This window comes from Alkalicoccus luteus, assembly GCF_052061695.1.
GTDB classification, from domain to species: domain Bacteria; phylum Bacillota; class Bacilli; order Bacillales; family Salisediminibacteriaceae; genus Alkalicoccus; species Alkalicoccus luteus.
The window spans coordinates 21932-33965 of sequence record NZ_JBPZEY010000005.1 but is presented as its reverse complement, the minus strand read 5'-3'; the positions used below and the strand labels follow the sequence as shown (position 1 = coordinate 33965).

Genomic DNA, 12034 nt, shown 5'->3' with positions numbered 1-12034 from the left:
ATCAAATGAAACGTACCATTCAACTTGCAGGAATCAGTGCTTTATCACTGGCCTTTCTCGCAGCATGCGGCGAAGGAGAAAACAATAACACGACGGAGATCAACAGCGGCGATAATGCTGACAACGTCGAGGACGTAGAAAATAACAGTGAACCGGCTGACAATAACGCCGATGAAGCAGGTAACGAGGAAGACAATGAAGCAGATGAAGAAGCAGCTGGTGATTTTGAGCCGCTCACTGTTGGAGCGTCCAACATTCCACACGCTGAAATTTTGGAATTTGCTGCTCCTATGCTTGAAGAAGAGGGCATTGAACTGGAAATCGTAACATTCAACGACTACATCCTTCCTAACCAGGCACTGGATGAAGGAGAGCTGGATGCGAACTATTTCCAGCACGTGCCGTATCTTGAGTCTCAAATCGATGAATTTGGCTATGACTTTGTGAACAAAGGCGGTATTCACATCGAGCCGATCGGTCTTTACTCTCAGGACTATGATACGCTGGAAGATCTGCCGGAAGGCGCGGATATTATTATGAGTGACTCCGTAGCTGACCACGGCCGAATTTTGACCATGCTTGAAGAGGAAGGTCTGATTACGCTGGAGGAAGGCGTCGGAATTGAAGCAACGGTTGATGACATTGCAGAGAACCCGAATGACTTTAACTTCCAGGCAAACGTAGAAGCGGCTCTGCTGCCAACTGCTTATGAGAACAACGAAGCAGATGCGATCCTGATCAACTCGAACTACGCGCTTGATGCAGGTCTTAATCCACAGGAAGATGCGATCGCACTTGAATCCGCTGAGGACAATCCGTATGCCAACGTCATTGCGGTCCGCGGCGAAGATGAAGACGATCCACGCGCTGACATTCTTGTAGACGTGCTATTGTCTGACGATGTCCGTGACTTTATAGAAGAAGAATACGAAGGCGCCGTTATTCCAGCTGAGTAATGACGTCATTCACCGGGACCGTCCTTCACGTGAAGGGCGGTCTTCCGTTTGTTCATTGCATCGTTTCTCTTTCCGGATGAACCGTTTGCGGCTTCGGATAAATGCCCGGCCGCCGGCATATATATTAAAAGGAGCGTAACTGGCAGGCAAAGGTACACGGCGCCGTGGCAACGCAATTCAATGCCGCCTGAATAAATCCATCAGAATCTAAAAATGATTGACACAATAAAACAAATCGGCAAAACGAATAAATAACGTAAGCCGCCGCAAAGGTTATATTGCCTGAAGGAAATCGATCAATAATACAGAACTGGTCCCGCCGTCAGGCAATTATTTCAGCTTCAATTTTTGCTGAAAAACACAAGGCGTCAGCGAGCTGGAAACCTTGATACTAAAGGGGTAGACAAGTCCATCACTATGTAAGCGCTTCATTTGTGAAAGGTAGAGCAAATGGGAGAAAATGTCCCAAAATGTACAGATAGAAGACTTGAAATAAGCAAATGGACAAGGAGAGTGAATTGTCAGATAATATAACGCTGCATGCGCATTGGTTCACAAGCCGTTCCATACTATACTTACATCATCCCTTGAACAAAGAGGACAAATTATCTGGAAGGAATGTGATGAGCTATCCATCTTATTACGACGAAACACACTGTAGAAATGGAAAAGGCAATGCAGTCGTCCCACGGAATGTGCTACGGGGAATACAATTCCAAACTTGAGAACAGAATGCAGGTAGAAACTGCAAGGGATCAGGAATATGCAGAAAGCCAGAAAATTGTACAGCAGTTTCTTCACGGATAGAACAAAACACTCAGCCTATACATGACTAAAAAGCATGCCGGGACGAAATGTCCTTCAGGCATGCTTTTTCCGTTCTGCTCAATCTGTAGAAAGGTTAATTAAGATTTATTCTCAATTAAAACAAAAAAAGCCCATTCTATTGAGAATGAACTTGAAGAAGCTGTTCGGTGAAGCGGACACGATAGAAGATGACAATGTACTGATACCGCTGACTCTTTATTAAATTATCTCTTTTCCTTGAACTCAGTTAATAGATAAGATAAGATTAGAATGAAAATAATTAGAGAATCTATTGAAGGTTCCTGTGTTATGATAGAAACGTGCTTCGGCACAACGACTATTATAACATGTATATAAACTAACTTTCAAAAAATATGGAGGTATCATTCATGACTAAGCCAAGCCTGAGTGTGAAAGATCTGCACGTATCCATCGAGGATAAGGAAATTTTAAAAGGATTCGGCATTGAAGTAAAAGGTGGCGAAATCCACGCGATTATGGGACCAAACGGTACAGGGAAGTCGACGCTTGCTTCTGCACTGATGGGGCACCCTAACTATGAAGTAACGAGCGGCGAAGCGACATTTAATGGGGAAGACCTGTTTGAGATGGAAGTTGACGAGCGTGCACGCGCAGGACTTTTCCTTGCGATGCAGTATCCAAGCGAAGTATCCGGTGTAACAAACGCGGACTTCATCCGCTCTGCTATGAACGCAGATCGCGACGAGGATGACCAGGTTTCTCTCATGCAGTTTATCCGTAAAATTGACGAGAAGATGGGTGCGCTTGAGATCGACCAGTCGTTCCAGCACCGTTATCTGAACGAAGGGTTCTCCGGCGGTGAGAAAAAGCGGAACGAAATTCTTCAGCTTCTCATGCTTGAACCGAAAATTGCGATTTTGGACGAGATCGATTCCGGCCTCGATATTGATGCACTGAAAGTAGTAGCAAAGGGTATCAATGAAATGCGCAACGAAGACTTCGGCTGCATGATTATCACGCACTATCAGCGTCTCCTCAACTACATCAAGCCGGACTTTGTCCACGTTATGATGCAGGGCCGCATTGTGAAATCCGGCGGACCTGAGCTTGCTCAGAAGCTTGAAGAGCAGGGCTATGACTGGATCAAGGAAGAGCTTGGAATCGAAGACGAAACTGTTGGGCAGTAATTACTGCAGGAGGAGGAGTTAGATTATGACAACGGAACTGACGTTTCCAGTTACAGAGCAGCAGCTGCAAAGCTTTTCTGAGAATCGGGAAGAACCTCAGTGGTTTAAGGATCAGCGTCTTGCAGCGCTTGATAAGGCAGGGAAGCTCGAGCTTCCAAAGCCGGATAAAACAAAGATTACGAAGTGGAACTTCACTTCTTTCTCATATGATGCAGCAACAGAAGCAACTTCTTCTTACAGCGGACTGTCGGACGCCGTTCGAACGCTTGTAGGGGAAGAAGCGAAGATCGATAACCTGCTGACGCAGAAAAACGGCGTGACGCAGTTCAGCTCCGTACAGGATGAACTTGCTGCCAAAGGTGTTATTTTTACTGATATGGCAACTGCAGTAAGCGAACACGGCGAGCTTGTGCAGAAATACTTCATGCAGGATGCCGTATCTGTTAACGAGCACAGCCTTACAGCAGTCCATGCAGCGCTCGTAAACGGCGGTACATTTATTTATGTGCCGGAAGGTGTGGAAGTAGAAGCACCGCTGCAAGCTATTTTTGCTCATGAAGGAAGCTTCGGCTTGTTCAACCACGTCCTGATCGTGGCAGAAGCAAACAGCCGTCTGACGTATATCGAAAACTACTTGAGTGAAGGATCTGGTGACGCAGCAGTGGCCAACATCATTTCCGAAGTGTATGTCGGTGACGGAGCAGTTGTGCGCTATGGAGCTGTTGATAACCTGACAGACAGCGTGACAACGTACGTAAACCGCCGCGGTTATGTCAGCGGTGTGGATGCACAGCTTTACTGGGCACTCGGTCAAATGAACGACGGTAACACCGTCTCGGAAAATACAACGTATCTGCACGGACAAGGCTCCTACGGCGATACAAAAACGGTCTCCATCGGCCGCGGCAAGCAGATTCAAAACTTCACAACAAATGTGATTCATTTCGGCAAAGATACAGACGGCCAAATTTTGAAGCATGGTGTTATGAAGGAAGCTGCCACCTCGATCTTTAACGGTATTTCTAAAATCGAACATGGTGCAACGAAAGCAAACGGTGAACAGACAGAACGTGTTCTCATGCTCAGCGAAAAAGCCCGCGGTGACGCGAATCCGATTCTTTTGATCGATGAGGACGATGTAACAGCAGGGCACGCTGCCTCTGTTGGTAAAATTGACCCGCTGCAGATGTTCTATCTGATGAGCCGCGGTCTCAGCCGTACGGAAGCAGAGCGGCTGATCATTCACGGTTTCCTTGAGCCGGTTGTAGGCGCACTTCCAATCGACTCAGTCAAAGAGCAGCTGTTCGACGTTATCGAAAGGAAAGTGTACTGATTATGAATGTGCAGGACGTCCGCAAACGTTTCCCGATTTTGGACCAGGAGGTTAACGGGCATCCGCTCGTTTACCTCGACAGCGCAGCGACTTCACAGAAGCCTTCTTCTGTCATTGAAGCAGTAGAGGACTATTACAACCGCTACAATTCGAATGTCCATCGCGGCGTCCACACACTCGGTTCGATGGCTACAGATGGCTATGAAGGAGCTCGTGAGAAAGTTCGGCGGTTCATCGGTGCTTCCAGCATGGAGGAGATCGTTTTTCTTCGGGGCACAACGACTGCCATTAACCTGATTGCCTCCAGCTATGGCAAGGAAAATGTCGGACCTGGAGATGAAATTGTGATTACGCCGATGGAGCACCACAGCAACATCATTCCGTGGCAGCAGCTCGCCAAGGCTGCAGGTGCTGAATTAAAGTACATTCCGCTGCAGCCGGACGGCACAATTTCCATGGAAGATGCTGAGAAAACGATCACGGATCGTACCAAGATCGTATCGGTCATGCACGTATCAAACGTACTCGGTACCGTTAATCCGATCAAAGAGCTGACGGAAACGGCTCACCGCCATGGTGCGGTGATGGTCGTCGACGGTGCTCAGTCCGTTCCGCATATGAAAGTGGACGTACAGGATCTGGATGCCGATTTTTATGCTTTCTCCGGTCATAAGATGTGCGGTCCGACCGGTATCGGTGTGCTTTACGGGAAGAAGAGCCTGTTAAAGAAGATGGAGCCGGTGGAGTTCGGCGGTGAAATGATCGACTTCGTGGGCCTTTATGACTCTACGTGGAAAGAGCTTCCGTGGAAGTTCGAAGGCGGCACACCGATCATTGCCGGTGCGATTGGGCTGGCCGCAGCCATTGATTTTCTTGAAGAAATCGGTCTTGATCACATTGAGGCACATGAGAAAAAGCTCGCACGCTATGCGCTTGATCAGTTAAAGGATGTAGACGGTGTAACGGTTTACGGCCCGGAGGAACGGGCGGGAATCGTGACATTTAATGCCGACGATGTGCATCCGCATGACCTTGCCACTGTGTTGGATTCCGAAGGTGTAGCGGTGCGTGCGGGACATCACTGTGCACAGCCGCTGATGAAGTGGCTGGATGTGACAGCGACAGCAAGAGCCAGTTTCTATCTTTATAATACGGAAGAGGATGTTGACCGCTTCGTCGCGTCTCTTCACAAAGCAAAGGAGTATTTCGGCGATGTCTTTGGGTAATCAGCTGGACACACTCTACCGTCAGGTAATTATGGATCACTACAAAAATCCGCGTAATAAAAAAGAGCTCGAAGGCGATACGCTGTCGGTTGATATGAATAACCCGACTTGCGGTGACCGCATTCAGCTGCAGATGAAGGTGGATGACGGACACATTGCCGAAGCTGCCTTTACCGGCGACGGATGTTCGATCAGCATGTCCTCTGCGTCCATGATGACACAGGCAGTCAAAGGACTTCCCGTTGACGACGCGCTGCGCATGTCTTCGCTTTTCTCCGACATGATGCTCGGGAAAGACATCGATACAGCTGGACTGGATCTTGGCGACATTGAAGCGCTGCAGGGAGTTGCAAAATTTCCAGCACGGATTAAATGCGCTACCCTTGCCTGGAAAGCAATGGAGCAGGGGCTTGAAGAAGAGGACCAGTCATAGTCGTTTTTTGTAAGTGATGCCGATATGATGTAAAATGGATATACAGCGTCAAAAGGCGCCTAAGTTGTACAGGAACGAACAGACCGTCAGTGCTGTTTTTGCAGATAGATTTACAAGGAGGGTTTCACCATGGCGAAGAAAATGCCGGAAATGGAAGAGTATCAGTACGGCTTTTCGGACAAGGACGTATCGATTTTCCGTTCGAAAAAAGGTCTGACCGAAGAGATCGTGCGCGAAATCTCCAAGATTAAAGATGAACCTCAGTGGATGCTTGATTTCCGACTGAAGTCACTGGAACAATTTTATAAGATGCCGATGCCTCAGTGGGGCGGCGATCTGTCCGAGCTGGACTTTGATGAGATCACGTATTACGTGAAGCCGTCAGAACGTTCCGAGCGTTCCTGGGATGAGGTTCCGGAAGAAATTAAAAATACGTTTGACAAGCTGGGTATTCCAGAAGCAGAGCAAAAATACCTCGCAGGTGTTTCTGCGCAGTATGAATCTGAAGTTGTGTATCACAATATGAAGGAAGAGCTGACCGAGCAGGGTATCATTTTCAAGGATACGGATACAGCGCTTAAAGAAGATGAAGAAATCTTCCGCGAGCACTTCGGTAAAGTGATTCCTCCATCCGACAACAAGTTTGCTGCACTGAACTCTGCCGTATGGTCCGGCGGTTCATTCATTTACGTGCCAAAAGGGATTAAGACGGATACGCCTCTCCAGGCCTACTTCCGTATTAACTCAGAGAATATGGGTCAGTTCGAGCGTACGCTCATCATTGCCGATGAAGACAGCTCCGTGCACTATGTAGAGGGCTGTACTGCTCCAGTTTATACAACGAACTCGCTTCACAGTGCCGTTGTTGAAATCATCGTGAAGAAAGATGCGTACTGCCGCTACACGACGATTCAAAACTGGGCGCCGAACGTATTCAATCTCGTAACAAAGCGTGCCGTTGCAGAAGAAAATGCTGTAATGGAATGGGTCGATGGAAATATCGGCTCGAAGCTGACGATGAAGTATCCGGCTGTCGTGATGAAAGGCCGCGGTGCACGCGGAAACGTTCTTTCCATTGCGATTGCAGGGAAAGGCCAGCATCAGGACGCTGGTGCCAAGATGCATCACCTTGCGCCTGACTGTTCTTCTTCGATCGTATCGAAGTCTATTTCCAAGCATGGCGGTAAAGTAACGTACCGCGGAATCGTGCACTTCGGGCGTAAATCAGAGCGTTCCCGTTCCAACATTGAGTGTGATACGCTCATCATGGACAATGAGTCAACGTCTGATACAATCCCGTACAACGAAATATTGAACAACAATATTTCGCTTGAGCACGAAGCGACTGTTTCCAAAGTTTCGGAAGAGCAGCTCTTCTATCTGATGAGCCGCGGTGTTTCCGAGCAGGAAGCAACGGAAATGATCGTAATGGGCTTCATCGAGCCATTTACGAAAGAGCTTCCAATGGAATATGCGGTTGAAATGAACCGTCTCATTAAGTTCGAGATGGAAGGTTCAATCGGGTAATACGCATTTGCTCTGAAGCGGATCTGCCTTTCGGCGGGTCCGCTTTTTGTTTCGACTTCTCTTTTCCGGGGGAAAGGAAGTTCAGAGCGAATAAGCGAAAAAGCACTTGAAAGGAGCGGGTATCATGGGCAGAATAGATATAGGACTGACAGGCTGGGGAGACCACGATACGCTTTATGAGGATCTTCCTTCGAAAGCGTCTAAACTGGAGGCATACGCCAGGCATTTTCCGGCAGTAGAGCTCGACTCCTCTTTTTATGCCGTCCCGCCGGCTAAAAATATTCAAAAGTGGCTTGGGGAGACGCCTGAAGGGTTTCAATTTATTCCAAAAGCGTATCAAGGGATGACCGGTCATCAGCGCGGCAGAAGCCCATTTGATTCACGGGAGGAAATGCTGGAGGCCTTTCGGCTTGCCTTCACGCCGATGCTGGAAGCTGGAAAGCTGTCCTACGTCCTGTGCCAATTCCCGCCCTGGTTTGACTGCACACAAAAGCATGTGCAATACATAAAGTGGCTCCGGGAAGAGCTGCGTCGTTTTCCGGCAGCGCTCGAATTCCGTCATTCCTCGTGGTATACAGAGGCATACAAAGAAAAAACGCTCGATTACATGAAGCAGGACGACTGGATTCACAGCGTCTGCGATGAGCCTCAGATCGGTGAACGATCCATTCCATGGGTCGGAGAAGCCACACACAAGGAGCATACGCTTGTGAGGCTTCACGGCCGGAATAAAGCGGCCTGGCAAAAGCCGGCCCCGGGGCAGAAGTGGCGCGAAGTCCGCTATTTGTACGATTATAACGAAGAAGAGCTCCACGACATACTCGAAAAAGTGGAGAAGCTTACGAACCAATCACGCGCGGTGACAGTCGTGTTTAACAACAATTCAGGAGGTCACGCAGCCGGCAATGCAAAGCGGCTGCAGGAAATGGCTGGTCTGCCGGTAAAGGGGCCGGCTCCGAAGCAGCTTGGATTATTTGATAACGAAGACTGACCTCCGCTGCTTTTCAGAGGAGTACATGACGAATGGAATGGATTGCCCTTGCCTTCCTCGGTCTTGCAGCTGCGATTGTCGGCAGCGTTATGGGACTTGGAGGAGGAATAATTATCGTCCCGGCACTTATGGTGCTCGGAGGCTATACAGAGCTGTTAAGCGGCATTACGCCGCAGACAGCGGTCGGAACATCGCTGCTGGTGATGATTTTTACCGGTCTCTCGTCGACGCTTGCTTATATGAAGCAGAAAGTCGTTGATTTAAAAAGCGGGCTGCTCTTCTTTGCAGGGAGCGGTCCTGGAGCCCTGTTCGGCGTCTGGCTGAACAGCGGCATTGATGTCGCAAGTTTTTTAATCGCATTCGGCGTCTTTATTATTATCGTATCGTTTATCCTGCTGATCCGGCACCGAATTAAGCCGATTCCCCTTCGGCCGGGCGGAATCAAACGGACTTTCCGCGAGCCGGACGGCACGATCCGTGAATATGGCTATGAAGCGTGGCTTGGCATTTCAATTGCCTTTTTTGTCGGCATGTTTTCCGGCTTGTTCGGCATTGGCGGCGGCTCGCTTATGGTGCCTGCTATGATCATTCTCTTTGCCTTTCCGCCGCATTTTGCAGTAGCAACGTCCATGTTTCTCGTCTTTCTCTCTGCGCTTGTAAGCTCTGCATCCCACGTCGCACTTGGGAATGTGGACTGGGTATACGCAGCAGCTCTCATTCCGGGAGCTTGGTTCGGCGGGAAGATAGGGGCATGGATCAATCGCCGGCTGAAAAGTGATACACTCGTGCTCGCGCTGCGAATTGTGCTGCTCTTGATCGGCATCAGGCTTATCTATGAAGGAATAACCGGATTATAAAAGGAGGTCCCGGCGTGGCAACAGTAACGATTCTGCATACAAATGATCTTCACAGCGAGCTGGACCAGTGGCCTGCTGCTGCTGCCCTGCTGAAGGTGAAACGGAAAGCAGCAGAAGAGCGAGGTGAGCATGTCCTCCTTTATGATATAGGCGATCACTGCGACCGGGTGCACCCGTTAACAGAAGGCCTGATGGGTCGTGGAAACACGGAGCTGTTAAACGAGATGCGCTATGACGCAGTGACCATCGGTAATAACGAAGGCATCACACTGCCGAAAGCGGCACTTGAATCTCTCTATGAACGAGCAGAGTTTGATGTACTCGTAGCCAACCTGTACCATCCGGATGGTAATCGTCCATCCTGGTGCAAGCCGTGGGAGCTTTACACACTCCCGGATGGCTACCGGCTTGCGGTCGTTGGATTAACCATTCCGTTTTATCAGTTTTATGAGGAGCTCGGATGGAAAGTGGAAGACCCACTGCAGGAGATGGGCGAGCTTCTCCCTGAGATGAGCCGGCATGCTGACGGCATCATCTGTTTATCCCACCTCGGACTTCGGCTTGACCGCGAACTAGCAGAGGCGTTTCCAGCTATCTCGGTGATACTCGGAGCCCATACGCATCATGTTCTGGAGAATGGCGAGCTGCATCATCAAACGTGGATTCACCAGTGCGGACGTTCCGCTTCCCATATTGGCGAAATTACGATCGAAACAGAAAGCGGCAGTCCGGCGCGTGTCAAGCATATTCACACTCATGAAGTAAAGGGCATCCGGGGGGATGGCGAAACCGGGCGTCATCTGGAGCGGCTGGAAGCAGAAGCACTGCCTCAGCTTTATCATCCGGTCGCTGAACTGCCTGAAGCGCTGCACGTTTCCTGGTATGAACCGTCCTCGCTTACCGCACTTGCCGCAGAGGGCCTTCGTGAGTGGTGCAGCGCAGATGCAGCTATGTTCAATGCCGGACTGCTGTTAAACAGCCTGCCTGCAGGCCAGGTCACGCGACATCATCTCCATCAAATCTGTCCTCATCCAATCAACCCTGCTGTCGTAAAAATCGAGGGAACCGATTTAAAGAAAATCATCCGTCTTTCCAATGAAGAAACGATGATTCACTACCGTCTGCGAGGCTACGGCTTTCGCGGGAAAGTGCTTGGAATGACATCTTTTTATGGCAGGGAGGGCCTCATAAATGGAGATGCCGAGCGGCTGATTGAAGACCGCCGTATCTACAGCCTGGCTGTTCCGGATCTATTTACGTTCAGCCATTTATATCCGCTGATGAATGATCTCCATTCAAAACAGTACTTTATGCCGGAATTTTTGCGGGATGTACTTGCCTGGAAGCTGGAAAAGACGTACGGCAAGGCATCGCCGGTGACGAAATAAAAGGAGGATTCTCATGAAAACCTATCTCGATCTGTGCAGACACGTTTTAGAGAACGGAACTGCTAAAGAAGACCGGACCGGTACAGGAACGATCAGCACATTCGGCTATCAGATGCGCATGAATTTAGAAGAAGGCTTTCCACTTGTGACGACAAAGAAAATGGCCGTAAAGGCGATGATCTATGAGCTGCTCTGGTTCATTAAAGGTGATACAAACGTGAAGTACCTGCAGGAGAACGGCGTACGAATTTGGAACGAGTGGGCTGGTGACGATGGGGACCTTGGTCCCGTCTACGGCCGGCAGTGGAGAAGCTGGCCGGCGCCGGATGGCAGACAAATCGATCAACTGCGGAACGTGATTGACACGATTAAGTCGAATCCGGATTCACGTCGAATGGTCGTGAACGCTTGGAACGTAGGAGAGCTTGATGAAATGGCGCTTGCACCATGCCACTGCCTGTTTCAATTTTATGTGGCAGACGGCAGACTTTCCTGCCAGCTGTATCAGCGGTCGGCGGATGTGTTTTTGGGGGTGCCGTTTAACATCGGTTCCTACTCGCTCCTGACAATGATGATCGCTCAGGAATGCGGCTTGAAGCCAGGGGATTTTGTGCATACGTTTGGCGATGTGCACATTTATAATAATCATGTAGAGCAGGTAAAAGAGCAGCTTTCGCGCGATCCGCGCCCGCTGCCAATCATGAAGCTCAACCCGGATGTAAAGCGAATCGAAGATTTTACGTTCGAAGACTTTGAGCTGTCCGGATATGATCCGCACCCTGCGATTAAAGGGAAGGTGTCGGTATGATTTCGATGATTGCGGCCATGGATCGGGACAGGGTCATCGGTAAGGACGGGGGCATGCCGTGGAAGCTGCCGGGCGATCTAGCTTTTTTCAAGCAGACGACGCTGCATAAAACGGTCGTGATGGGGCGTAAGACGTTTGAATCAATCGGCAGACCTCTCCCGAAACGGCGTAACCTCGTGCTGACGCGCGACGCTTCTTTTTCGCATGAAGGAATCGAAACGATCAGCGATATGAATGACATATTGGCACTCGCAGCGGAAGACGAAGAAATCGTCATCATGGGGGGAGCAGAGCTGTACGAAATGTTTCTTCCTTATGCGGCACGTATGTATTTGACACGCATCGATGCTTCGTTTGAAGGCGATACGTTCTTTCCTCCATTCGACGAAAAGGAATGGGCCGTTACAGCGGAGATGAACGGTCAGATGGATGAGAAAAATCAGCATCCTCACACTTTTCAGACTTTGGAGAGAGTGGTTGAAGACGGTCAGAATCTGTGATATGATTCCACAGTCATAATGAATAAATGGTAGATACCT

12 protein-coding genes are annotated in these 12034 nt (G+C 49.4%); all 12 read left to right on the top strand.

Annotated features, from left to right (window positions below):
- Positions 1–5 precede the first annotated feature (5 nt).
- The 12 genes from ACSZLD_RS07985 to folA all read left to right on the top strand — a co-directional run bounded on the left by ACSZLD_RS07985 (position 6) and on the right by folA (position 11995).
- Entirely contained in the window at positions 6–956 is a 951-nt protein-coding gene (locus ACSZLD_RS07985; RefSeq protein ID WP_377909678.1) for a MetQ/NlpA family ABC transporter substrate-binding protein, read from the top strand.
- A gap of 663 nt (positions 957–1619) precedes the next feature.
- Positions 1620–1763: a YuzK family famiily protein gene (locus ACSZLD_RS16865; RefSeq protein WP_502306120.1), complete on the top strand. Its 144-nt coding sequence runs from the start codon at positions 1620–1622 to the stop codon at positions 1761–1763.
- 389 nt (positions 1764–2152) lie between these two features.
- Complete coding sequence (gene sufC, locus ACSZLD_RS07980; RefSeq protein WP_377909679.1) at positions 2153–2932, top strand: Fe-S cluster assembly ATPase SufC; 780 nt, start codon at positions 2153–2155, stop codon at positions 2930–2932.
- A gap of 25 nt (positions 2933–2957) precedes the next feature.
- A complete protein-coding gene (sufD, locus tag ACSZLD_RS07975; RefSeq protein ID WP_377909680.1) occupies positions 2958–4265 on the top strand; it encodes a Fe-S cluster assembly protein SufD in 1308 nt (435 codons plus the stop codon).
- A 2-nt stretch (positions 4266–4267) separates the two neighbouring features.
- Entirely contained in the window at positions 4268–5491 is a 1224-nt protein-coding gene (locus ACSZLD_RS07970; protein ID WP_377909681.1) for a cysteine desulfurase, read from the top strand.
- Entirely contained in the window at positions 5478–5924 is a 447-nt protein-coding gene (gene sufU / locus ACSZLD_RS07965) for a Fe-S cluster assembly sulfur transfer protein SufU (protein ID WP_377909682.1), read from the top strand. The genes ACSZLD_RS07970 and sufU overlap by 14 nt, the downstream gene beginning before the upstream one ends.
- A gap of 129 nt (positions 5925–6053) precedes the next feature.
- On the top strand, positions 6054–7451 hold the full coding sequence (gene sufB, locus ACSZLD_RS07960) for a Fe-S cluster assembly protein SufB (RefSeq protein WP_377909683.1): 1398 nt from the start codon (positions 6054–6056) through the stop codon (positions 7449–7451).
- Between the two features lie 124 nt (positions 7452–7575).
- Positions 7576–8442, top strand: coding sequence for a DUF72 domain-containing protein (locus ACSZLD_RS07955; RefSeq protein ID WP_444684843.1), 867 nt, complete (start codon positions 7576–7578; stop codon positions 8440–8442).
- 32 nt (positions 8443–8474) lie between these two features.
- Positions 8475–9299, top strand: coding sequence for a sulfite exporter TauE/SafE family protein (locus ACSZLD_RS07950; protein WP_377909685.1), 825 nt, complete (start codon positions 8475–8477; stop codon positions 9297–9299).
- Positions 9300–9313: 14 nt separating this feature from the next.
- Positions 9314–10687, top strand: coding sequence for a bifunctional metallophosphatase/5'-nucleotidase (locus ACSZLD_RS07945; protein ID WP_444684842.1), 1374 nt, complete (start codon positions 9314–9316; stop codon positions 10685–10687).
- A gap of 13 nt (positions 10688–10700) precedes the next feature.
- Positions 10701–11495, top strand: coding sequence for a thymidylate synthase (locus ACSZLD_RS07940; RefSeq protein WP_377909687.1), 795 nt, complete (start codon positions 10701–10703; stop codon positions 11493–11495).
- Entirely contained in the window at positions 11492–11995 is a 504-nt protein-coding gene (gene folA, locus ACSZLD_RS07935) for a type 3 dihydrofolate reductase (RefSeq protein ID WP_444684841.1), read from the top strand. Before ACSZLD_RS07940 ends, folA begins: the two co-directional genes overlap by 4 nt.
- The last annotated feature ends 39 nt before the right edge of the window (positions 11996–12034 follow it).